This window comes from Roseivivax marinus, from assembly GCF_900109705.1.
Classification (GTDB): domain Bacteria; phylum Pseudomonadota; class Alphaproteobacteria; order Rhodobacterales; family Rhodobacteraceae; genus Roseivivax; species Roseivivax marinus.
Genome location: NZ_FOAI01000005.1, coordinates 101,190 through 123,172 on the forward strand (window position 1 = coordinate 101,190; position 21,983 = coordinate 123,172).

Annotated in this window: 20 protein-coding genes; 6 read left to right on the plus strand and 14 right to left on the minus strand. The window is 69.3% G+C overall.

Going from position 1 to position 21,983, the window contains the following annotated elements:
* Positions 1 to 27 precede the first annotated feature (27 nt).
* From radA to BMX29_RS08075, 14 genes are all read right to left on the minus strand, one after another.
* Positions 28 to 1,392, minus strand: coding sequence for a DNA repair protein RadA (gene radA / locus BMX29_RS08010; RefSeq protein ID WP_092811780.1), 1,365 nt, complete (start codon positions 1,390 to 1,392; stop codon positions 28 to 30).
* 40 nt (positions 1,393 to 1,432) lie between these two features.
* Positions 1,433 to 2,290: a Dor-1 like family protein gene (locus BMX29_RS08015; RefSeq protein ID WP_092811782.1), complete on the minus strand. Its 858-nt coding sequence runs from the start codon at positions 2,288 to 2,290 to the stop codon at positions 1,433 to 1,435.
* Between the two features lie 170 nt (positions 2,291 to 2,460).
* Entirely contained in the window at positions 2,461 to 2,910 is a 450-nt protein-coding gene (locus BMX29_RS08020) for a paraquat-inducible protein A (RefSeq protein WP_092811784.1), read from the minus strand.
* Positions 2,907 to 3,299: a hypothetical protein gene (locus BMX29_RS08025; RefSeq protein ID WP_092811786.1), complete on the minus strand. Its 393-nt coding sequence runs from the start codon at positions 3,297 to 3,299 to the stop codon at positions 2,907 to 2,909. Before BMX29_RS08025 ends, BMX29_RS08020 begins: the two co-directional genes overlap by 4 nt.
* 10 nt (positions 3,300 to 3,309) lie before the next feature.
* Positions 3,310 to 4,347 (minus strand): alanine racemase, encoded by a 1,038-nt coding sequence (gene alr / locus BMX29_RS08030; protein WP_043841681.1) that lies wholly within the window; start codon positions 4,345 to 4,347, stop codon positions 3,310 to 3,312.
* A 472-nt stretch (positions 4,348 to 4,819) separates the two neighbouring features.
* Positions 4,820 to 6,343: a replicative DNA helicase gene (locus BMX29_RS08035; protein ID WP_043841680.1), complete on the minus strand. Its 1,524-nt coding sequence runs from the start codon at positions 6,341 to 6,343 to the stop codon at positions 4,820 to 4,822.
* A 201-nt stretch (positions 6,344 to 6,544) separates the two neighbouring features.
* Positions 6,545 to 7,228 (minus strand): orotate phosphoribosyltransferase, encoded by a 684-nt coding sequence (locus BMX29_RS08040; RefSeq protein ID WP_092811788.1) that lies wholly within the window; start codon positions 7,226 to 7,228, stop codon positions 6,545 to 6,547.
* Between the two features lie 31 nt (positions 7,229 to 7,259).
* Positions 7,260 to 8,300 carry a dihydroorotase gene (gene pyrC, locus BMX29_RS08045; protein ID WP_092811790.1) on the minus strand — a complete coding sequence of 347 codons (1,041 nt, stop codon included), beginning with the start codon at positions 8,298 to 8,300 and terminating at the stop codon, positions 7,260 to 7,262.
* A gap of 63 nt (positions 8,301 to 8,363) precedes the next feature.
* Positions 8,364 to 9,332: a phosphoadenosine phosphosulfate reductase gene (locus BMX29_RS08050; protein ID WP_092811792.1), complete on the minus strand. Its 969-nt coding sequence runs from the start codon at positions 9,330 to 9,332 to the stop codon at positions 8,364 to 8,366.
* Positions 9,333 to 9,428: 96 nt separating this feature from the next.
* Positions 9,429 to 10,490, minus strand: coding sequence for a glycosyltransferase family 2 protein (locus BMX29_RS08055; protein ID WP_092811794.1), 1,062 nt, complete (start codon positions 10,488 to 10,490; stop codon positions 9,429 to 9,431).
* A gap of 4 nt (positions 10,491 to 10,494) precedes the next feature.
* On the minus strand, positions 10,495 to 11,220 hold the full coding sequence (locus BMX29_RS08060) for an FkbM family methyltransferase (protein WP_092811796.1): 726 nt from the start codon (positions 11,218 to 11,220) through the stop codon (positions 10,495 to 10,497).
* Position 11,221: 1 nt separating this feature from the next.
* Entirely contained in the window at positions 11,222 to 13,540 is a 2,319-nt protein-coding gene (locus BMX29_RS08065) for a glycosyltransferase family 2 protein (RefSeq protein WP_092811985.1), read from the minus strand.
* The gene (locus BMX29_RS08070; protein WP_092811798.1) at positions 13,540 to 14,151 is read right to left on the minus strand and encodes a sulfotransferase; all 612 of its coding nucleotides are present in this window, start codon (positions 14,149 to 14,151) and stop codon (positions 13,540 to 13,542) included. Before BMX29_RS08070 ends, BMX29_RS08065 begins: the two co-directional genes overlap by 1 nt.
* Positions 14,148 to 15,167, minus strand: coding sequence for a glycosyltransferase family 2 protein (locus BMX29_RS08075; RefSeq protein WP_092811800.1), 1,020 nt, complete (start codon positions 15,165 to 15,167; stop codon positions 14,148 to 14,150). Before BMX29_RS08075 ends, BMX29_RS08070 begins: the two co-directional genes overlap by 4 nt.
* Before the next feature lie 232 nt (positions 15,168 to 15,399).
* Between BMX29_RS08075 and BMX29_RS08080 the strand changes: the two genes are divergently transcribed.
* The 6 genes from BMX29_RS08080 (at position 15,400) to BMX29_RS08105 (ending at position 21,827) form a co-directional block, all read left to right on the plus strand.
* Positions 15,400 to 16,302, plus strand: a complete 903-nt coding sequence (locus BMX29_RS08080) for an AAA family ATPase (RefSeq protein ID WP_425314274.1) — start codon at positions 15,400 to 15,402, stop codon at positions 16,300 to 16,302.
* Between the two features lie 213 nt (positions 16,303 to 16,515).
* On the plus strand, positions 16,516 to 17,772 hold the full coding sequence (locus BMX29_RS08085; RefSeq protein ID WP_092811801.1) for a vWA domain-containing protein: 1,257 nt from the start codon (positions 16,516 to 16,518) through the stop codon (positions 17,770 to 17,772).
* A 111-nt stretch (positions 17,773 to 17,883) separates the two neighbouring features.
* Positions 17,884 to 20,007: an OmpA family protein gene (locus BMX29_RS08090; protein WP_092811803.1), complete on the plus strand. Its 2,124-nt coding sequence runs from the start codon at positions 17,884 to 17,886 to the stop codon at positions 20,005 to 20,007.
* A gap of 382 nt (positions 20,008 to 20,389) precedes the next feature.
* Positions 20,390 to 20,650: a PepSY domain-containing protein gene (locus BMX29_RS08095; RefSeq protein WP_092811805.1), complete on the plus strand. Its 261-nt coding sequence runs from the start codon at positions 20,390 to 20,392 to the stop codon at positions 20,648 to 20,650.
* 3 nt (positions 20,651 to 20,653) lie between these two features.
* Complete coding sequence (locus tag BMX29_RS08100; protein WP_092811807.1) at positions 20,654 to 21,298, plus strand: cytochrome b/b6 domain-containing protein; 645 nt, start codon at positions 20,654 to 20,656, stop codon at positions 21,296 to 21,298.
* Position 21,299: 1 nt separating this feature from the next.
* Positions 21,300 to 21,827: a helix-turn-helix transcriptional regulator gene (locus BMX29_RS08105; protein WP_092811809.1), complete on the plus strand. Its 528-nt coding sequence runs from the start codon at positions 21,300 to 21,302 to the stop codon at positions 21,825 to 21,827.
* Positions 21,828 to 21,983 lie beyond the last annotated feature (156 nt).

Here is a 21,983-nt window from a genome sequence, read left to right on the forward strand (position 1 = left end):
GCCTTCAGCCTTCTACAGAATGTGACGCTAGCCTGCGCCGAAGATCTCGCCGACGAAGGACGTCAGATCTCCCATCTGGGTCAGAGACAGGCCGGACGCGTCGCCCGCCTTGCCGCCCCGTGGCGCGATCGCAGCGGTGAAACCAAGTTTCCGCGCCTCTTTCAACCTGTTTTCGGTCTGTGCCACCGGGCGTAAGGCCCCCGAGAGTGAGATCTCGCCGAAAACCACGGTCTCGGCGGGCACGGCGACGTCCTCGCGCGCCGACAGGAGCGCCGCGGCGACGGCGAGATCGGCCGCCGGTTCGCCGATCTTCATGCCGCCGGCGACGTTGAGGTAGACGTCGAGCCCCGCGAACGGGATCCCGCAGCGCGATTCCAGCACCGCGAGGATCATGGCCAGGCGTCCCCCGTCCCAGCCCACAACCGACCGGCGGGGCTGCGATTGGGGGGTGGGGGCGACAAGAGCCTGCAACTCGCAGAGGACCGGACGCGTGCCCTCGATCCCGGCGAACACCACCGAGCCGGGCGCGGGCTGGCCGCGTTCGGACAGGAACAGTGCCGAGGGGTTCGGCACCTCGGACAGCCCGCCGCCGGTCATCTCGAACACGCCGATCTCGTCCGCGGGGCCGAAGCGGTTCTTGACGCTGCGCAGGATCCGGAACTGGTGGCCGCGCTCGCCCTCGAAGTAGAGCACGGTATCGACCATGTGCTCGACCACGCGCGGCCCGGCGATCTGGCCGTCCTTGGTGACGTGGCCGACCATGACCACCGCCGCGCCGCGCTTCTTGGCAAAGCTCGTGAGTTCGTGGGCGGCGGCGCGCACCTGGCTTACGCTGCCCGGCGCGCTGTCGACAGTGTCGGCCCACATGGTCTGGATCGAGTCGATGATGACGAGATCCGGACGCTCGGCCTCGAGCGTCGCGAGGATATCGCGCAGGTTGGTTTCGGCCCCGAGGCGCACGGCTGCGTCCCTCAGGCCCAGCCGTTCGGCCCGCATCCGCACCTGCGCCGAGGCTTCCTCGCCGGAGATGTAGACGGTGCGCAGACCGGACCCGGCGAAGGCCGCCGCGCCCTGCAAAAGCAGCGTGGACTTGCCGATACCCGGATCCCCGCCGACCAGGATGGCGCTGCCGGGGACCAGGCCGCCGCCCAGCACGCGATCGAGCTCGTCCAGGCGGCTGGCGGTGCGCGGGGGCGGGGCCTCGGCGTGCGACAGGTCGGTCAGCGGAACCGTGCGGCCCTTGTTGCGATCCAGCGCCTTGGCAGGTGGGCCGGAGGTCGCGCGTTCCTCGTGGATGGTGTTCCACGCCCCGCAGGCTTCGCAGCGGCCCGACCACTTGGACGAGGTCGCGCCGCAGGCGGAACAGACGAAGACGGTGGATGCACGGGCCATGCCCGGCCTTTACGCCCGAAGGCAGGCCGGGCTCAAGCGGTCACTCTGCCGCGCGCTGGTTGAGGATCGACACGATACGCGCGTCGTCCTGATGCGGGGCTGCCTCGCGCCATGCGGCGACCTGCGCGGCCCCCGGCGTGTCGTCACCGTTCGCGGGCGTGTCGACCTCGGCTGCATGGGTCGGTGCGGTCTCGACCTCGTGAAGCTCGGGCAGGAGCACGGTCAGCTCGTCGCAGAGGCGCGTCAGCTCGGATTCGGCGATGGCCTCGTCCATCTCGACCCGGTCGAGCCATGTGCGGATGTCCGTTGCCACGACCTTGGCGTGGTCGAGGCGCTGGTTGAAGTCCTCGACCTCCTGCTGGCGCTGGATCAGGAAATCCCGCGCGCGGGCCACGTTGCGGTCGGAATAGACATTTGCCAGCTCGCTCGAGAGGTGGCTCATCTGCGATGCGATCTCGAGCACGGAAGGCTCGAGATCCGACAGGTCGGGATGCTCGCGCAGGAATGCCATGCGCTCGCGGATCGCGTCGAACTCGCCCTTGAGCTGGAAGACGCCTTCGCGGTCGGCGCGGTGGGCGACCTGGTAGGCCGTGGCGACGTCCTGCATCCCGATGTGAAAGCGGCGGTGCGATTGTTCCAGCGCCATGACGCGGGCGTTGGTCGGCAGGAAGAAGCACAGGCCGAGGGCGAGAACAGCAAAGCCGCTCTGAACGAAGGGTCCGGCTTCCGGGAAGGTGGCATCACCGAAGGCGAGCGGCAGGGACAGCCAGTTTGCCTCGCCGATTATGCAGGCCAGCGTATATCCGCCCAAGCCAAGGGCGAGTGCTGCCAACATGAGCACAGCCAGCCGTTGCATCAGGAATTGCACGAGAAAAAACACCGAGCGAGCCGTAGTCATAATGTGACGTCCCCAAGTTCGTACCGTCGACCACCGGAGTGGTGGCGATTTAATGCCGAACGCGCTCAGTTTGTGAAAGTTTCCCTGTCGGGGGTATTGAATTCTTAAATTTTCGAAATTTCGTGCGTTCAAGCGATATGGCTAATGCGACTCACCATACCAGTTTTTGATTAATCCGGCGACTGTTTCTGCAAGGGCGACAGCGCAAGGGCTGCAAGGACGCAGAACGAGAAGAGATAAAGGCCCCACGCGGTCTCGACTCGGCCAACGCCCACGCCCTTCGCGATCACCACGTACAGCGCCACGAGGAACACGTCGGCCATCGCCAGCCGTCCGACCACGTGCACGGCGCGTCCGACGACGGCAGGCGCCGGGCGCAGGGTGAGCCATGCCATCCCGGCAAGCTTGGCGTAGGGCGCGATTACCGCGAAGAGCGCGACCAGAAGCGCCAGCGCGCGGTCGCTTTGCCACAGGACGGACAGGCCGCTGAGGACGCTGATCTCGCTCATCCCGAAGAACGGCAGAACGCCCGCCCGCAAGAGCGGCGCGGTCCACGCTACCGGGTAGAGAAGGGCCAGCACGCCGATCGCCATGAGGCGCAGGCGCCGTCCGGTGGTCATGCCAGACGCGCCAGCGCGAAGAGGAGGGCAAGCGCCAGCGCACCGGCGGCGAGCAGCGCGTCGATCCAGCGACCGCGTCCGCCGGGAAGTCGGCCCGCGATGGCGATGACGAGCGCCACGATCGCCGGCCACGCCCAGCCGCCACCCCAGCGCGCCGCCCGCGCGGCCTCTCGGAACCACGCCGCGTCCTGCTGGCTGATCGCTGGCGCGAGCATCACGGCGACGCCAAGAGCTGCCAGCAGCGTCGCGACCACCGCCAGACCCCGCGCGGGACCGCGGCACACCGCGGCCCGGGCGAGTCCGGTGAGGAACAGCAGGGGGAAGACCGCGACGCGCTGGACGAAGAACAGCGCCACCACGGGCCAGGGCGGCTGGAGGAAGGTCTCCACCCGTCCGGCCTCAGCTGCCGACGTAGCGGCGGCGGTAGCGCGGACCGAGGGCGGTCAGGATCTCGTAGCCGATGGTGCCGGCGGCATCGGCGACCGTGTCGATTGACTGGTGCCGCCCGAGCACCTCGACCGTGTCCGGCACGGTCCCGGCATCGGTGACATCTACGCCGATCAGATCCATCGACACGCGGCCGACCACCTTGCAGCGCGACTCGCCGGCATAGACCCAGGCCTCGGGGCCCATGATGCGGTGCAGGCCGTCGGCGTAACCCGCCGCGATCGTGGCGATGCGGCTCGGCCGTTCGGCGATCCAGGTATTCCCGTAGCCGACGCTCTCGCCGGGCGCGACATCCCGCACCTGGATCACCGGCACGTCCAGATGTGCCACAGGCACCGCATCCACGAAGGGCAGGCCACCGTAAAGACCGATCCCCGGACGTGCCACGTCGAACTGGTAGTCCGGGCCCAGCAGGATGCCGCCCGTGGCCGACAGCGAACGCGGCGCGTCGATGTCGTCCGTCATCTCGCGGAAGACACGCAGCTGGTGCGCGTTCATGGCGTGGGACGGGTCGTCCGCACAGGCGAGGTGGCTCATGATGAGCTCGGGCGCCTGCTGCGTGGCGATATCGCGCAGGGCCGCCCATTCGGCAGGCTCCATGCCCAGCCGGTTCATGCCCGAGTCGAGCTGGATGCCGAAAGGATGGCCCGGCAGCGCCTCGACGTGCATGACCATCTGATCGATGGAGTTCAGCATCGGCACGAGCCGCGCGTCGCGGATCAAGGGCGCATCGCCCTCCATGTGGCCGTTGAACACGCAGATGTTCGGGCCCTCGCCGAGAATGCGCCGCAGCGCGGCACCTTCTTCGGCCAGCGCGACGAAAAAGGTCCGGGCGCCTTCGCGGGCGAGGCGCGGCGCGACCTGCGCGGCGCCCAGCCCGTAGGCGTCGGCCTTGACGACGGCGCCCGTCTCGCCGGCCATTTGCCGGGCGAGGGTGCGCCAGTTCGACGCCAGCGCGTCGAGGTCGATGGTAAGAAGCGGTGCGGCCATGCCGGGATGTCTGGCAGGTGCACCGGGAGCGTCAAGCCGTTTCGTGCCCACGGGCGGCGCGGCTGGCCGGATGCCGCGCGGATGCTTGGCGGCCGGGCAAACAGCAGCAGGCCGGCGCGCCGGTCCGAAGGGGCTTATGCGAGGCGCGACGGCCGGCAAAGGCATTGGTGTTGATCCGGAAACGGCACGGCGCGTGCGCGCAAGATCGTTGCGCTCCCGGGCCTGTGCATAATTTTCGGGGCCCGCGAGAGCGGACGCGTTTTCCACCGGGGTTCAACGGATAGGTACAGCCTTACAGGGCGCAACGCGCTTCAGGCGGCACGCGAAAAGTCGCCCGTAAACGACTGAAATATATACACATCACAGGGCTGTGAAGCCGCGCGGTCCATCCGCGCACGGGAAATACACCCCCGCCCACAGCTTGTGGATAAGTGCGGGGACGAATTTCCGGCCGGGGACAAGTGCGGGTCTCTCAGAAGCTCTCGACCTGGTTCTGCTGCCAGGGCTTCACGAGGTTGCCGAAGCGGGTGAACTGGCCTTCGAAGCTCAGCTCCACAGTGCCGATGGGACCGTGACGCTGCTTGCCGATGATGACCTCGGCGCGACCGTGCAGGCGCTCCATTTCTTCCTGCCACGCGGCCATCCGTTCGAGGTCGTGATCGCCGGGCTTCTCGCGCTCCTTGTAGTACTCCTCGCGGAACACGAACATCACCACGTCGGCGTCCTGCTCGATCGAGCCCGATTCGCGCAGGTCCGACAGCTGCGGCCGCTTGTCGTCGCGGCTTTCCACCGTCCGGCTGAGCTGCGAGAGCGCCACGACGGGAATGTTCAGCTCTTTCGCGATGGCCTTGAGACCCATGGAGATCTCGGCGATCTCCTGCACGCGGTTGTCGCCCTTGCCGGTGCCGCGCACGAGCTGAAGGTAGTCGACCATCAGCACGTCGAGCCCGTGCGTCCGCTTGAGCCGCCGCGCGCGGGCCGCGAGCTGCGCGATGGGCAGGGCCGGCGTGTCGTCGATGAAGAGTGGGCAGGCTTCTAGCGCCTTGGCGGCCTCGACGAAGCGGCGGAACTCGTCCTCGTGCATGTCGCCGCGGCGGATCTGCTCGCTCGGCACCTCGGCGGCCTCGGACAGGATCCGCGCGGCCAGCTGCTCGGCCGACATCTCGAGCGAGTAGAAGCCGACGACGCCGCCTTCGACCGCACCCTCGGTGCCGTCTGGCTTCGTGCCCTTGCGGTAGGCCTTGGCGACGTTGAACGCGATGTTGGTTGCCAGCGACGTCTTGCCCATCGACGGACGCCCGGCGAGGATCAGCAGGTCTGAGGGGTGCAGCCCGCCGAGTTTGCGGTCGAGGTCCACGAGGCCCGTGGAGATACCCGAAAGCTGGCCTTCGCGCTGGTAGGCGGCATTGGCCACGTTCACCGCGTCGGTCACCGCGCGCAGGAACGACACGAAGCCCTTCTCGCCCTGGCCCTGCTCGGCCATGCGGTAAAGCTCCTGCTCGGCCTCGACGATCTGCTCCTTGGGCTCGGACGAGACGTCGATCTTGGCGGCCTTGGCCGAGATGTCGCGCCCGAGCGCGATCAGGTCCCGGCGCACGGCGAGATCGTAGATCATCTGAGCGTAGTCGCGTACCGCGAAGGACGACACCGCGGCACCGGCGAGCCGCACGAGATAGGCGCCGCCGCCCAGCTCCTTGAGGCCCTCGTCCTCTTCCATAAAGGCCTTGAGCGTCACCGGAGAGGCCAGCTGGTTGCGTGCGATGCGGGCGGCCGCGACCTCGTAGATCTTGGCGTGGACCGGATCGTAGAAGTGCTTGGCCGAGATCACAGACGCGACGCGGTCGTAGACGTCGTTGTTGGTCAGGATCGCGCCGAGAAGCTGCTGCTCGGCCTCGACGGAGTGGGGCAGGGTGTCGGCTGTCGCGGTCTCCGGGCTGTCGGTGCCCTCGCCGATCGGCTTGGCGCCCGTGGGGTCGAATGCGGTGACCTGCGTCATCCCTGCGCTCCTCGAATCCATCGTTCTGTCTGAGGAGGCCCGGATACTAAGAAACCGCTACCGGGGGCAAAATGTATAACCCTGTGGATTACTCGCGAATGGCCCCGGATGCCCCCGCAGGCGGTCGATGTTGCGGCCGCCCGCGAGGGTCATACCAGATGCGGTGAGCTCGATCCAGCTGACTTTACCTAGCGTCAGCGCTTACCCGCCTTTGCGTTCTGCCTGCCATTTACGCGGATCGTTCAGGAACGCCTCGACTTCGCTGAGGGTGCCGGCGTCGAACGAGTCGCGCGCGCGGGCTTCGGCCAGCACGTCCCACCAGGTGCAGAGGTGGTGCAGCGCCACGCCGTGCGCGCCGAGATTGTCGAGCGTCTCGGGGTAGATGCCGTAGTAGAAGATCACCGCCGTGTGGCCGCACTCGGCGCCCGTCTCGCGGATCGCGTCCACGAAGGACAGCTTCGAGCCGCCGTCGGTCGCGAGGTCCTCGACCAGAAGCACGCGCTGGCCCTCGGTCATCGCGCCCTCGATGCGGGCGTTGCGGCCGTAGCCCTTCGGCTTCTTGCGCACATAGGTCATCGGCAGCGCCATGCGCTCGGCCACGAGTGCGGCAAAGGGGATGCCTGCGGTCTCGCCGCCTGCGATGTTGTCGAACGCTTCCAGTCCCGCGTCGCGCATCACCGTGAGCGTCAGGAAATCCATCAGCGTCGAGCGCACCCGCGGAAACGAGATCAGCTTGCGGCAGTCCACGTATGTCGGCGACGGCAGCCCCGAGGCGAGCGTGAACGGCTCGTCCGCGTTGAAGTGCACCGCGCCCACGTCCAGCAGCGCGCGGGCGGTCAGGCGGGCGATCTCCTCGCGCGGAGGGTAGGCGGCGGGGATTGTCATGGGCAGGTCTCCGGAAGGGGGTCGTGCGCGGTCAGCGCGCCACGCGCCAGGTCAGCGGGAAGCCGGGGTTGAAAACGGTGATACGATCCTCGCCGGCGTCGATCTTCTCGGGCATTCCTTCAGGCGCGGCCTTTTCCAGGGTCATCTCGGCCTCGTTCGGCGACAGACCGTAGAAGGCGGGGCCGTTGAGCGAGGTGAACGACTCCAGGGTGTCGAGGGCCCCGTCGGCGTCGAAGACCGTGGCCAGCAGCGCCATCGCGTTGGTGGCTGTGAAGCAGCCGGCACATCCGCAGGCGGCTTCCTTCGCGTGATCGGGATGCGGCGCGCTGTCGGTGCCGAGGAAGAACCGGCCTTCGCCCGAGGTCGCCGCGGCCCGCAGCGCGAGGCGGTGGATCTCGCGCTTTGCGACGGGCAGGCAGTAGTAGTGCGGCCGGATCCCGCCAACCAGCAGCTGATTGCGGTTCAGCACGAGGTGATGCGCGGTGATAGTCGCGCCGAGGTCGTCGCCCCCGGCCTTCACGTACTCGACGCCCTCGCGCGTGGTCACGTGCTCCATGATGACGCGCAGGCCGGGCACGTCGCGGCGCAGCGGCTCCAGCACACGATCGATGAACACGGATTCGCGGTCGAAGATATCCACCGTGCTGTCCGTGACCTCGCCGTGGACGCAGAGCGGCAGGCCGATCTCGGCCATCTTCTCGAGGACCGGACGCACGCGGTCGATATCCCGCACGCCGGAGGCCGAATTCGTCGTGGCCCCTGCCGGATACAGCTTGACCGCGGTCACGAGCCCGTCGGCATGGGCTTTCGCCACGTCCTCGGGATCGGTGTCCTCGGTCAGGTAAAGGGTCATCAGCGGCTCGAACTCCGCGCCCTCGGGCAGGGCCTGCAGGATGCGGTCGCGATAGGCGCGCAGGTCGTCGCCGGTCACCACCGGCGGCACGAGGTTGGGCATCACGATGGCGCGGCCGAAGTCGCGCGCGCTTTCGGGAAGGACCGCGCGCAGAACATCGCCGTCGCGCAGGTGCAGGTGCCAGTCGTCGGGACGGCGGATCGTCAGGGTCTCGGTCATGCCGAGGCGGTTAGCAGAGGCCCGCGCGCCGCGCCAGAGCCTTGGCGGCCGGAGGTGCGGGGCTCAGTCCTCGGCGGACGCGGCCGGGGTCGGGCGCGACGACCGGTCTGACTCGGCCGCCTCGATCGCTTGCAGGCGGCGACGGAAGCGCGGGGCGCGCATCCGGCCCGAAACGTTCCGGCACAGAAGCTTCACGAGGAAGGTCCGCTCGTCCTGCTCCAGGCGGGCGAGGAGGCGGCGCAGGTAGCCGCCGTAGCCGCGACGGGCCCGAAGCATCCTGGCGAAGCTCGGCGTATCGAGCGTGTCCTGCATGGCCGCCCGGACCAGGTCCCCGTGGAAACCCATCGCGACGATGTCGCCTTGCAGCGCGCCGCCCATGGACGGCATCCGGAACCGCTGCACGTTGCGCCGGGCAAAAAGGGCCGAGTGCATGGCGTCGAGCGGCTCGCGCGGATCGTAGAGGATGGTCGCGCGTGTGGCGGCGTCCAGCATGTCGGGGGCGTAGCCGTACCGGTTGGTGAACGAGGTCCGCCGCTTGAGCGTAAAGCGATCGTCCCACTCGGTCATGCGCGGATCGAGCGTCGCCTGCGGGTGCAGGGCCAGCACGCGCGCACCCGGCGCGGCCACCGAGAACGCACAGGCTGCGTAGCCGCACGATCCCGCACCGTAGAACAGGATGCGGTCGAACTCGTCGAAAAAGCCGTCGTCGTTCAGTTGGTCGAAGAATCCGTAGACGCGCGACTCGCGGAACCAGGTGTCCTGCGAGGACACGAGCGCCAGGTGCGACCATCCTTCGGTCTCGGCCAGTGCCTGACCGAGCGGCAGGCCGGTGTCCGACAGCGCCCGGATGCCGGGGAAGGTTTCGAACGTCACCAGAAGCGTGTCGCCCTCGGCTTCGAGGAAATGCGCGTGGTGCCGTTGGCCGAGCGGCTCGTAGAACCCGTGCGCCTCGCCGCGCCGCTTCATCTCCGCGACCCAATCGGGATAGGCGAGGTCCAGAAGGTCCTCGGCGCGGTCGTCGTCGTTCGGCATTGCCACTCGTCCTCTCGTCGTCCGGTCGGGCCGAACGTTGAATCGAAGGTGAAGGTGCCGCCGCTTTCGGGCGGAAATGCGCCGCAGGTTTGGAAATTAGGAGAAAGTCGGGCGATCCGCCGCGTCACGGGCACGTTGCCCGAGCGTCAGAAGCTGCTGTGCCACGGCGCGCGGCAAGGGCCGCGAGGGGGGCGTCATCAGCAGCCGTCCGTAAAGCGCGCGGAAGGGTTCGGCCATCAGGAGCGCCTCGAACCGGGTCTTGCGCCACGCGACGGCGGCGGTATGGAGCCGCGCGAGGTCCGGGTCGGCGGCCAGTTCGGCCCGGAGGGCATCCACCTGCGGGGCGAACGCAAGGATACTCTCGTCGGTATCGGTGTTGAAGTTGCGCTCGACCCAGTAGTCGAGGCCCAGCCGGTCCGAGGCATGGACCGCGCGCCCGCGGTCGGCCTTGAGCACGTAGCTTTCGCAGTCCCCCAGCGGATAATGGTTGAGCTGTGCCAGTGCGTAGTTGTCTCGGCCGAAGGGCGAGAAGATGCGCCCCGTGCGGAACGCTTCGGGCAGTTCGCGCCCGGCGCCGTCGAACCATCGGGCGGCGTCCGCGCGCCCGGCGACCGGCGCGCGGGGCCGGTGCACGCCGGGTTTGCGGTAGGTCCCGTCGGCCCGGTAGAGTGTCTTGAACATCGCCGCGCGCCACGGCCAGTCCAGCACCGCGGGAGCGGCGCGCGTGAACCGGCGCGGCACCGGCACGTCGGCATAGCGCGCCTGTCCCGCGTTCCCGAACAGCCGCCATGTCAGAGTGATCGCGTCGGCCTCGGGCAGGGCGGCAATGAGGTCGGGCAGGGTGCGCCCGCCCACGTGCACGTTGACGAACTCGTCCACGTCCAGCGGCAGGATCCAGTCGGCACCCGCCACCTCGGGCGTGCCCGCAGCGTGGTTCAGCGCGGTGAACTGCACCCCGCGATCGTCGAACGGTCCGGCATTTCGGTGATGCGTGACGTGCCCCAGCGCGGCCAGCCGGTCGAGGATCGCGTCGGTGCCGTCGTCGCAATCGTTGGAGTAGGCGAGCACGTGATCCACCCCGGCGGCGCGGTGGTGCGCCAGCCAGTCGAGCAGGAAGGCGCCTTCGTTTCGGACGCAAAGGATCGCGAGGATTCGCAAATACTTACCAGCCCTTCTTGAACGTCACGACCTTGGCGTCCGACAGCTTGGGAAAGTAGGTCAGCCCGGCCCGGTGGAAGGCGTCGAAGACCCCCTGGACGCCGGCCTGGCCGATCCACTGGGGGTGCAGCTCGATCACCGCCGCGCGCAGGCACGACAGGTCGAGCGGAGGCAGCAGATGCGCCTCGGCGCCCTCGATGTCGCAGACGAGGACCGTGGGTTTCAGCTCGGCCAGCACGGCGTGGGCGTCGTGGCGCTCGACCTGCTCGACGCGCTCGACGGGCATGTCGTTGGCGTCGCGCTCCATCGAGGAGGCGAGGATGTTGTGGCGCACGTAGAAGGGCACCGGCTCGCCCGGTCCGTCCGCCAGAAGGGCGTTGCGGACCTCGGCGTTGGTGACCTCGTTCGCGGCGTGCAGGTCGCGGATGAAGGGCAGAAGCGCGGGGTTGGCCTCGTAGCTGACCACCCGCGCGGCGCGGGTCTTCTTGGCGATCAGCGTGGACATGTAGCCGATGCCCGCGCCGAGCTCGAGCACCACGTCGCCCTCGGTCACCAGCTTGAGGACGGCGTTGGCCTCCTTGCCTTCGTAGCCCTCCTTGCGGAGCGCGCCGCGGATGCGTCCGGTGACGATGTTGCCGTCCTTCGGGATCAGCAGCCCGCGCGACTTGAGATAGGGCGAGGGCGCCTTGCGCGCGGTCGCATCGGGGGCCTCTGGGTCGGTGGCGTCCATCTCAGCTCTCCATGTCGAGGGCCAGCGCGTAGGCCACACGTTCGGTATCGGTCAGTTTCAGCGCCAGCGCCTGCCGGTAGAGGTCCTCGAACTCCGGCATCGCGTGCAGTTCGTCGGCCTTGGCGCGGTGCCACTCCAGGCCCTTGCGGTGCAGCGCGGCCAGTTCCGGATCGGCGAGCAGGCGGTCGTACTCGGCGCGGACGCGGGGCACGTTGCGCTTGATGGTCACGTCCGGCACGTCCGACCAGTCCATGCGGATCCAGTAGTTCAGCCCGATGGACCGGTCCACGTGCAGCGCCCGGCCGCGCTGGCGCTTGATGAGAAAGCTCTCGGCCGAGCGCAGCGCGTAGTGGTTCAGCTGCACGAGGTCGTAGCCGATCGTGCTCTTGGAACTGCGCCAGCCCTTCTGCGCCGTCTCGCGGGTGATGTCCTGACCCGAGCCGTTGACCCACTTCACCCGGTCCTCGGCCCCCTCGCGCAGCTTGTTCGGCCGGTGGCACGACAGCTTGGCGTAGGCGCCGACGTTGCGGACCATGGACTTGAACCCCCAGACCGTGTGCGGCTTGGGGCAGAAGGCCGGGGCGCAGGTGTCGAACTGTTCGATTACGAAGCGGTCGTCGAGCCGGTCCACCCCGTTGTGCCCGAAGAGCCTCCATGTCAGCGCCCAGTTGGTCGCGTCGGGCGCGCGGGCGAAGAGGTCGGGCAGGGTGCCGTTGCCGCAGCGGACGTTGATGAACTCGTCCACGTCGATGTGGATGACCCATTCGGCGTCGCGGATCACCGGCTCCTTCAGGGCCGAGTTCAGCGCGTGCTGCTGCGGCGACTTGCCCTTCCAGCCATCGTTGTCGCGGTGCTGCAGGACGCCCATGGCCTGAAGCCGGTCGAGGATCGCATCGGTGCCGTCGTCGCAGGCATTGGTGTAGATCAGGAAATCGTCCACGCCGATGGCCCGGTGGTAGGCCACCCATTCGAGGATGTAGGGGGCCTCGTTCTTCATGCAGCCAACGATCACGTCGCCGGTGGAGCCGGCGGGCAAAGCGCGCGGCGCCATCTCTGGATAGGGCGGGAGGATCGCGGCCTCGTCCACACCACCCAGCCGATTGTGCGGCGCGAACGGCCCGCCCCGCAGCTTGTCGAAGTTCATCCGCGCCAGCGGCGGCAGGTGGTCGGGGGCGGTCGTCTGCGTGGGTGTGGGGCCGGTCCCGGCCGCATCCTCGGCGCGGATCTCGTCGGCGGTGCGGCACTGGCGCGCGAGCATCGGCTGAAGCGCGGCAAGGTATTGCGTCGCGCGGTAGCCGTTCTGCGGGTCGGGTTCCTGCCACGGCGCCTGCTTCGGGTCGGGGCGGAGGGCATCGCTGAGGCCCGGAAATCGCTCGGCAAGGCTGGCGTTGTCGGTGGCGAACCTCTTCGAAAGCGCGGCCAGCGCGCCGGGCGGGATCGGCGCGTCGGGCACCGCGACCGTCTGCGCGATGCGGCCGCGGATGTCGCGGGCGAGCACCCGGCCCGTCACCTCGGAATACCGCCGCAGCAGCGGGTTCATTGAACGCATGCGCGCCGCCGTCACGTCTCCCGGTGCGGCAGGGGGCGTCGCCGGATCGACGTTTCCAAGACTGTCGGAAAGCCCGAGCGCCGCGTGCACCTCCGCCGCCCCACTTGGTCCGTATAGCTGCGCGAGCGGAGCGCCGCGCAACTGGACACGCCCCGCCCCAAAGGCACTTTCCCAGAAAGCCAGCAGCGCGGTGTAGTCTAGGAAGGCCGGCATCGCCTCCAGCACCGGGTGCACGCCCGTCCAGAGGTCCGCGGGGGGCAGCGTCGCCACGGCGCGGTCCCACCATCTCCCGCCTTCCGCTGCGGCCTCCAGTTCGCGCGACAGGGGCGCCACGCGGCCACGACCCACCCGGTCGGCATAGAGCCATGCCAGCGTCCGCGCCTGTTCGTCGAGATGCAGCACGACCTCCACCTCGCCGCCGCCGCGCGACAGGATCGCCCGCAACCGCTCCAGTTCACCCGCGTCGATCAGCGACCGCCCGAGCTGCCCGCAGACCAGCGCGAGCGTCCCGACCCCCGAGCCCGCCGCCTTTTCCAGCTCCAGCCCGACGACCTCTGCCAGCCGCTCCTGCGCGCGCGCGGTGCGCACGCCGCGTGCCAGGTGCAGCCCCGAGGGCCGCGCGGGATCGGCTGCGGCGAGGAACAGCCGCACGGGATTCCAGCCCGGCACCGCCACGCCCTGCGGCCCGAGCGCGCCGCTCTTCTCCTTGAGGATGGCCCGGAGGCGCCCGGCGATCCGCTCGTCCGGCGCGGCGAAGAGAACGATCCGCATCAGGCCGCCCCCGTCCGGTTCGCGTTGGCGCGGCCCCACCACGGCAGGTCGATCCGCAGGAAGGCGGCGATCTCGTCCCGGGCGCCGGGGTCCTCGATGTCGAAGGCGAGGAAGCGCCCGCGCCCGAACATCTCGGCCGCGAAGCGCTGGTGTCCGTCCACCCAGGCGGCGAGTTCGGCCTCCGTCCCGCCGAAGCCGCGCGGCAGGCCCGGCACGGTGTTGCGTGGCAGCCGGGAGGTCCCGAGATCGTGCCACCGCATCATGCTGCGCGCGGTCTTCTCGGGATCGCGTGCCGAAAGCAGAAAGCGCGTGTCGGGATGCCGCGTGCGAATGGCGTCGAGAAGCGCCCAGTCGGTCTGCGGCCAGAGACTCTCGCCCGCCGCCAACGCGCTCGCCTCGGTGATCGCGTCGAAACCGCCGAGGCGGGCGAGCGGATCGCCCGAGGCGAAGCGGTCCTCGTAGAGGACGCGGCCCACGAAGGCCTCGGCGAGGTCCGGATCGTCGGTCTGGCGCGCGCGGATCTTCCAGTCGGCCACGCGCAGGCCGGCCCGGCGCAGCGCGCGGGCGAGCGTGGTCGTGCCGGTCTTGGGAAGGCCGAGATTGAAGATCATGAGAGCCCCAGCAAGGCGCAAAGCTCGGCCTCCGCCACGGGCACCCGTGGCGCTGCGCGCAGGGCGTCGGCCATGACGCGGTAGTCCTCCCGGGCCAGAAGCTCTCGGATGCGCCGTCGGTGGGCCGCGACCGCGGCCTCGTGCAACGCGCCGACGCGGCCCAGTCCCTTCAGTCGCGCGATCTCGGCATCCAGCGCCGGCAGATGCCGCTGGATGGAGCGGTCCGACACGGCCGGATCGTTCCGGTCGCGCCAGTAGGAGGTGTCGAAGGCCCGGTTCTCGCGGTTCACGTCGCCACGGTCGTTCTTTACCAGGTAGCTTTCCAGCGAGCGCAGAGCGTAGTGATTGAGACTCGCCAACTGCCGCACGCCCCTGGCCGGGAAAGCCCGGATCCGCCGCCTGGTCGCGCGGCGCAGGAACCGCTCCGGCACAGGGCGTCCCGATCCGTCGGTCCAGTGCGGGCTGTGGCGGTCGGGATCGTGGAACGGCCGGTGGGCGCCGAAATATTGCAGCGGGAAGTCGGCCCGCACCAGCGTCTTGACCTCGATCGCCATCTCCGCGGCCCAGATGTCGGGGTCGTGGCTGCGATCGAACTGCGCGATCACCGGCCGGTCCTGATAAGTCTCGACCCCGTAGTTGGCGAAAAACCGGAACGTCACCGAGATCGCCTGCGGGTCGCCGCAGGCCGCCACGAGGTCCGGGATCGTGTGGCCGGGCACGTGGATGTTCAGGAACTCGTCCACGTCGGCGATCCAGACCCAGTCGGCGGCCTTGACCGGCCTCCGGCGCTTGGCGTCCTTCAGCGCCTCCATCTGGTAGTTGCGCCCCTGCGCGGGGTTGGCGCGATGCTCGACGACGCCCTCGGCCGCCAGCGCGTCGAGCAGCGCGTCGGTCCCGTCGGTGCAGTCGTTGGAGTAGAACAGGAAGTCGGTCACGCCGATCAGGCGGTTGAACGCGATCCATTCCAGCAGGAACGGCCCCTCGTTCTTCACGCATGTCACGGCGACCACCTTCACCGGTGCTCTCCCGTGCGCCCTCGCTCGCCCATGTCCGCCGCCGCCTCGCCCTTCGCGCCGCGGGCCGTTGCCCGGCCCGTTCGTTGCGCGCCACGATACAGGGGCCCGCCCGCGCCCGTCAATTCCGCGGGGCCGCCCGCGCCCTGCCGTGGCCCGACTGCGACCTTAGCCCACTTGACCCCGCCCCACCGCCCGCGCGAGCAACGGCGGACGGCAAAGGGAGGGCCGGCGCATGGAGATGACCTCGATCGACGCGGTGCAGGCGCGGCTGGCGGATGTGGGCTATGTCTGCGGACGGTCGCTGGCCACGGTGGTGTTCCTGTCGCTGCGCCTCGGCCGGCCGCTCTTCCTCGAGGGCGAGGCCGGCGTCGGAAAGACCGAGATCGCCAAGGCGCTCGCCGCGACGCTCGGCCGGCGCCTCATCCGCCTGCAATGCTACGAGGGCCTCGACGCAAGCTCCGCGGTCTACGAGTGGAACTTCGCCGCGCAGATGGTGGCGATCCGCACCGCCGAGGCCGCCGGCGGCGCCGACCGTGCGGCGCTTCAGACCGAGCTCTTCTCGGACGAGTTCCTGATCGCCCGGCCGCTGCTCGAGGCCATGCGCCCGCAGGAGGGCGGCCCGCCGGTCCTGCTGATCGACGAGCTCGACCGGACCGACGAACCGTTCGAAGCCTTCCTGATGGAGGCGCTGTCGGACTTCCAGGTGACGATCCCCGAACTCGGAACCGTCGCCGCGCCCGAGCCGCCGGTCGTGGTCCTGACCTCCAACCGCACCCGCGAGGTACACGACGCGCTCAAGCGGCGCTGCCTCTATCACTGGGTCGACTATCCGACCTTCGAGCGCGAGATCGAGATCCTCGCGGCCCGCGCCCCCGAGGCCTCCGAGACCCTCTCGCGCGAGGTCGTGGCCTTCGTGCAGGAACTACGCACCGAGGACATTTTCAAGAAGCCCGGCGTCGCAGAGACCATCGACTGGGCCAAGTGCCTGCTGGCGCTCGACGTGGTCGAACTTTCGCCCGAGGTCATCTCAGACACTCTGGGTGCCATCCTGAAATACCAGGACGACATCCAGAAGCTGCAGGGCTCCGAGGCCGCGCGCCTGCTCGAGTCCGCCCGCGACTGCCTCTCGGCATGATGCGCGCCACGCCTTGTCCGGGGCTTTCGCCGCTCCGTCGGCCCGGTGCCGACATCCCGCGGGCTCGGATGCGAATATCTCGCCGGCACGCCGCCACCCCGGGGGATCCCGCTGCCGGCAATGTCTCCATCCCCAGGCGTCTTCCCGTCAGCAATCTTCTTCTCGTCGGCAATACTCCGGGGGTGCGGGGGCAGCGCCCCCGCAGGCGCTGACATGGCGGAATACCTTCCCCTCGAGATTCCCGAAACGCCGCGGCTTGCGCAGAACATCACCCATTTCGCGCGGGCGCTGCGCAAGGCGGGTCTGCCGGTCGGGCCCGGCCGGGTGATCGACGCGGTGCGCGCCGTCGAGGCGGCGGGCTTTACCTCCCGCACGGACTTCTACTGGACGCTGCACGCCTGCTTCGTGTCGCGGCCCGAGCATCGCGTGGTGTTCCACCAGGTGTTCCGGCTCTACTGGCGCGATCCGCGCTTTCTCGAGCACATGATGTCGATGATGCTGCCCGCGGTGCGCGGGGTGCAGGAGGACCGCGCCGCCGACGCCGCCGAAAAACGCGCGGCCGAGGCGCTGCTCGATGGACACGCCCCCGACCTGCCCGATCCCCCGCCCGAGGGCGAGGAAGAGGAACTGCCGATCGAGGTGGACGCAAGCCAGACCATGTCGCACGAGGAACGGCTGCGCTCGCTCGACTTCGAGCAGATGTCCACCGCCGAGGTCGCCGAGGCCAAGCGCATGCTTGCCCGGATGACGCTGCCGGTGAAGCCGCTGCCCTCGCGCCGCGGCCGACCAACGCCGCACGGGCCCCGGCCGGATTGGCGGGGCACCATGCGCGCGGCCATGCGGCAGGGCGGAGAGGTGCAGACGCTTGCCCGACAGGCGCCGCGGCCGCGCTGGCCGAACCTAGTAGTCCTGTGCGACATCTCGGGGTCGATGTCGCAGTACAGCCGGATGGTGCTGCACTTCCTGCACGCGGTGGCCAACCGCAAGGGCGCCGGCTGGGCAAAGGTCCACGCGTTCACCTTCGGCACCCGGCTCACCAACATCACCCGGCATCTCGCCACCCGCGACGTCGACCGCGCGCTCGCCGCGGCCGGCGCCGAAGCGCAGGACTGGGAGGGCGGCACCCGGATCGGCGCCTGCCTGCATGCCTTCAACCGCGACTGGTCGCGGCGGGTCATGGGGCAGGGGGCGGTGGTGCTTCTCATCACCGACGGGCTGGACCGCGACGATGCGGGCGCGCTCGGTCACGAGGTCGAGCGTCTCGCGCTCTCCTCGCGGCGGCTCATGTGGATCAACCCGCTTTTGCGGTGGGACGGCTTTGCGCCCAAGGCCACCGGCATTCGGGCCATGCTGCCGCATGTCGACAGCTTCCGTGCGGGCCACTCGATCCAGTCGCTCGCCGATCTCGCGGACGCGATCTCGCGGCCCGACGATACGGGCGAGAAAGCCCGGCTCCTTGACATGATGTGATCGCCTTCGGCGCGAATTCGCCTGTGAAGCGAGGGGGGCGGGGGAACCGCCAACATGGCTTCGGGCGTTCTTCACGCAATGCCGCGCGACGCGGCAACGAGAGGAGAAAACATGCAGACGGGCATTCTCAAGACCACGACCGCCATCGCGCTCGTGTTCGCGATGAGCGCGCCGGGCCCCATCGCGGCCCAGGACAACACCACCGTGCAGGGAGCCGGGGAAGAAGCCCTGCAGCGCCTGCGCCAGGGCCAGGATCCGACGGTCGAGGGCAACCAGCCCGCCGACCCCGAAGCCGCAGCCAACGGCGAAGCGCCGGCCGAGCCGGAGCCCGAAGCCGACCCCGAGACGGCGGAGGCTCCCGAGCCGGAGCAGCCGAACGGTGCCGAACAGCTGCGCGAGGGCGACGCCGCCGCGCAACAGGGACAGGGCAACGCCAACAGTCAGGGCAACGCCAACGCCAACGCGAATGCCAACGCGAACGCGCAGGCCGCGGACCCGGCACCCGAGGCAGCGCCGCAGGCCGCCGAGGCCCCGGCACGCGAAGAGCCGGTAGAGGAACCCGCACCCGAAGCGGCCGAGGCTCCGGCCGAACCGGCTTCCGAGCAGCCCGCCCAGACAGAACAGGCGCAGGAAGCTCCTGCCGAGGACGGCACCGTGCTCGGTGCCGGCGAAGATGAGTTGCGGCAGCGTCTTCAGGAGGCCCAGGGTGAGGAACCCGAGGCCGAGGAACAGGATGCTCCCGCAGAGGCCGCGACGGCGGAAGAGGCGCCGGCCGAACCTGTACCTGAAAGTGAGGCCGCCGAGACCGAGCAGCCGTCGGCCGATCCCGCCGACACGGCGGCAGAGGCCGCGGGCGCCGAGGCTCCGGCAGCCGAGAGCGCAGAGCAGGCCGACCCGGCCGCAGCCGCCGCACAGGACCCGCAGACTGCCGAGTCCGGCGATGCCGATGCCGCGCCCGCCGACGAGGCCGGAGAGGAAGGCAGCGTGATCGGCGCCGGTGAGGACGAACTTCGTCAGCGCCTTCAGGAAGCCGAGAACGGTGAGGCGGCTCCCGAGGGCGAGACCACCGAGAACGCCGAGGCCGCCCCGGCCGAGGACGCACCGGCCCCGGCCGCGACGCAGCAGCAATCGGTCGAAGCGCTGGCCGAGGAAGACCGCGCCGCGCAGTCGGCCGCCGCGCTTGCCGGCGATTCCGAGGGTGCCGAGGTGGTCGAAGAGACCGTGACCGAGGAGAACTCGCGTTCGTCCTCCGAGGAGTTCGGTACCGGCATCGAGGCAATCAACGAGCGTCGCGAGCAGGCCGAAGCGGACGACGACGATGACGACGATCGCGACAACACCCTGCGCAACGCGCTGGGCGGTGCCGCGCTGCTCGGTCTCGGCGCCGTGGCGCTCGACCGGGTGCTGCGTCCCAACGAGCAGGTTGTCAGCGACACCGGCGACCGCGTCGTGATCGAGAACGACGGCCAGTACCGCGTGCTGCGAAACGACGATGCGCTGCTGCGTCAGCCGGGCGCCGACGTCACGAGCTACCGCTTCAACGACGGCTCGACCCGGTCGGTGGTGATCCGCGAGGACGGCACCGAGATCGAGACCATCCGCGCCGCAGATGGTCGCGTTCTGCGCCGTACGCGCACGCTGCCCTCGGGTGACACCGTGGTGCTGTTCGACGACACGCAGGAGATGCAGGAGGTCGTGCTGAACGATCTTCCGCAGGTGAACGCAACCGAGCGCCGCGTGGTCGACGTGCAGAACACTGACGAGCAGGCACTTGCGGCTGCGCTCGCCCAGCAGGCACCCGACCGGATCAACCGGAACTTCTCGCTCAATCAGGTGCGTAACATCGCCGAAGTCCGCACCCTGGTGCCCGAGATCAACGTCGCCTCGATCAACTTCGAGACCGGCTCGGCGGTCATCCGACCCGACGAGGCCGAGGAGCTGTCGGCGCTGGGCAACGCCATGCGCGACATCATCGACCAGCGTCCGGGCGAAGTGTTCCTCATCGAGGGTCACACCGATGCCGTGGGATCGGCGCCGATGAACCTCGCCCTCTCGGACCGCCGCGCGGAATCGGTGGCCTTGGCCCTGACCGAGTACTTCGACGTGCCGCCGGAGAACATGATCGTGCAGGGCTACGGCGAGAGCGACCTTCTGGTGCAGAGCGAAAGCGACGAGCGCGCCAACCGTCGCGCCGCGGTCCGCCGGATCACGCCGCTTCTGACCGCGCAGAACTAAGCCACCCTTTTTCAAGGTGAGCATCGATAAGGGCGGGCCTTCGGGTCCGCCCCTTTTCATGCGCAAGGACGCTGGCCGGACCGGTCGACCGGTGAACCCCTGCGCGGCATGTGGCGTGAGACCAATGCCGGCTTCGTTCCTTGCTGGCATATGTGCTCAGCGCATCGTCGGTCGCTTCGAGCGCTCGGTCCGAGAACGGCCATGCGCCGTGGAGCGGTGCGGGGCAGCCTCTCGATGGAACTTCGAGCCCTGGTCCCGGCGCATCCCCGTAAGCGCCCGCTTACGCTGAGGCGAATAAGCGTTCTCCCAATCGAAAAGCCGCGGGTCCTGCGGGCATGTCCTGTGCACGGCCAAGGTCGGCCGCTTACAGAAAGGACATCCCATGACCCGTCGTATTCTCATTGCCCTGCCGCTCGCCCTCGCACCTGGTCTGGCCTTCGCCATGCCGTCGGTCGGCGATGTAGTCGGCACCAACCCCGAGGACGCCACCGCCGCGCTTGCCGAGGCCGGGTGCACGGTGAACGAGTTCGAGGCCGAGGATGGCCAGATCGAGGCCAAGTGCATCGACGCCGAGAAGGTGCGTCACGAGGTCTACATCGATCCCAAGTCCGGTGCGGTCACCAAGATCAAGACCGGGGACTGAGCTATGACCGACCAGAACATGACGGGCGCCCGCGCGGCGCCCGACACCGTCCGGCCCTGGGATCCGGTGGTGCGCATCACCCACTGGTCCATCGCCGCGGCGGTGATCGCGAACGGGCTCATCACAAAGCCCGGCGGCGCGCTTCACGTCTGGATCGGCTGGGCCGCCATGGCGGTGCTCGCGACCCGGTTGCTCTGGGGGCTGATCGGACCGCGCGAGGCGCGCTTCTCTGCATTCCCGCCCGATCCCCGCGCGGCCCTGTCGCATCTTTTCGACCTCGTCCGGGGACGGCCGCGCGAACACAGTTCGCACAACCCCGCGGGCGCGATGATGGCCTACGCGCTCTGGGCGTGCCTCGTGGTGATGATCGCCACGGGCCTCGTGATGACCGGGGGCAAGAGCCCGGTCACCATCACCGAGGAGAAGGCCGCGGTCGCGCAGGGAGATTGGTCCAAGCTCGTCGAAGAAGGTGACGCGGGCAGCGATCACGAGGACGGCGGACTTGGCGACACCGTCGAAGAGGTGCATGAGGTGGTGGCGAACCTGATGCTTCTGCTCGCGCTTCTGCACGTGGCGGGCGTCGTGGCGGAAAGCCGGGCGCTGGGCCGGAACCTGGCCCGTGGCATGGTGACCGGCCAACGGAGGTGACGTGGGCGTGTCCGATTTGTTTCCCGGCAGCGGCCGGACCCGGCAGCTGGGACTTGCCGCCGTCATGGTTCTGCAAAGCGTGGCGGCGGTGTTCTTCGTGGGCGATGCCGGGTTCGACCTCATCACCGCCCCCGCCGCCGGGCATTCGGTCGTGGAAACGCTGGTCGCGGTGGCACTGGTCGCCGGCATCGTCCTCAGCGCACGCGAGCTTCGCCTCACTCTCGAGCACGTCCGGGCCCAGGACCGCGCGCTCGAGACCGCACGGGGAGAGCTGGCCCGCGTCATCGATGAGCAATTCGCCGAGTGGGGCCTGACGCCGGCCGAGCGCGACGTCGGACTTCTCGCGCTCAAGGGGCTCGACGCCGCCGAGATCGCGGGGCTCCGCAGCGCAGCACAAGGCACAGTGCGGGCCCAGCTTGCCCGCATCTACGCCAAGGCGGGGGTCTCGGGCCGGGCCCAGTTCGCGGCGTGGTTCGTGGAGGATCTTCTCGACGGCGGCGTCGCGGGGCCGGAACGAACGACGGGGTGAGCGCGTGGACGTCATGCGCTGAGGGAAGCTGTGCCGGGTGAACGGGGAAGACAGCTTCGCCGGCACGGTTTTCGATTATTGCCCCAGTGGTCCGGCTGGTGACAACGCTTCGCTTCCGGGCCTGCCCGATCGCCGGCGCCAAGACGGCGTTGCGGC

Excerpts from the sequence above, each read along its gene's own strand:
- BMX29_RS08060 (WP_092811796.1), bottom strand. The coding sequence starts at position 11,220 with ATGGACGCCACCGACCCAGAGGCCCCCGATGCGACCGCGCGCAAGGCG.
- BMX29_RS08015 (WP_092811782.1), bottom strand. The coding sequence starts at position 2,290 with ATGACTACGGCTCGCTCGGTGTTTTTTCTCGTGCAATTCCTGATGCAA.
- BMX29_RS08035 (WP_043841680.1), bottom strand. The coding sequence starts at position 6,343 with ATGACGCAGGTCACCGCATTCGACCCCACGGGCGCCAAGCCGATCGGC.
- BMX29_RS08020 (WP_092811784.1), bottom strand. The coding sequence starts at position 2,910 with ATGACCACCGGACGGCGCCTGCGCCTCATGGCGATCGGCGTGCTGGCC.
- BMX29_RS08090 (WP_092811803.1), top strand. The coding sequence starts at position 17,884 with ATGCAGACGGGCATTCTCAAGACCACGACCGCCATCGCGCTCGTGTTC.
- BMX29_RS08065 (WP_092811985.1), bottom strand. The coding sequence starts at position 13,540 with ATGCGGATCGTTCTCTTCGCCGCGCCGGACGAGCGGATCGCCGGGCGC.
- BMX29_RS08070 (WP_092811798.1), bottom strand. The coding sequence starts at position 14,151 with ATGATCTTCAATCTCGGCCTTCCCAAGACCGGCACGACCACGCTCGCC.
- BMX29_RS08100 (WP_092811807.1), top strand. The coding sequence starts at position 20,654 with ATGACCGACCAGAACATGACGGGCGCCCGCGCGGCGCCCGACACCGTC.
- alr (WP_043841681.1), bottom strand. The coding sequence starts at position 4,347 with ATGGCCGCACCGCTTCTTACCATCGACCTCGACGCGCTGGCGTCGAAC.
- BMX29_RS08040 (WP_092811788.1), bottom strand. The coding sequence starts at position 7,228 with ATGACAATCCCCGCCGCCTACCCTCCGCGCGAGGAGATCGCCCGCCTG.
- BMX29_RS08085 (WP_092811801.1), top strand. The coding sequence starts at position 16,516 with ATGGCGGAATACCTTCCCCTCGAGATTCCCGAAACGCCGCGGCTTGCG.
- BMX29_RS08095 (WP_092811805.1), top strand. The coding sequence starts at position 20,390 with ATGACCCGTCGTATTCTCATTGCCCTGCCGCTCGCCCTCGCACCTGGT.
- BMX29_RS08050 (WP_092811792.1), bottom strand. The coding sequence starts at position 9,332 with ATGCCGAACGACGACGACCGCGCCGAGGACCTTCTGGACCTCGCCTAT.
- radA (WP_092811780.1), bottom strand. The coding sequence starts at position 1,392 with ATGGCCCGTGCATCCACCGTCTTCGTCTGTTCCGCCTGCGGCGCGACC.
- pyrC (WP_092811790.1), bottom strand. The coding sequence starts at position 8,300 with ATGACCGAGACCCTGACGATCCGCCGTCCCGACGACTGGCACCTGCAC.
- BMX29_RS08080 (WP_425314274.1), top strand. The coding sequence starts at position 15,400 with ATGGAGATGACCTCGATCGACGCGGTGCAGGCGCGGCTGGCGGATGTG.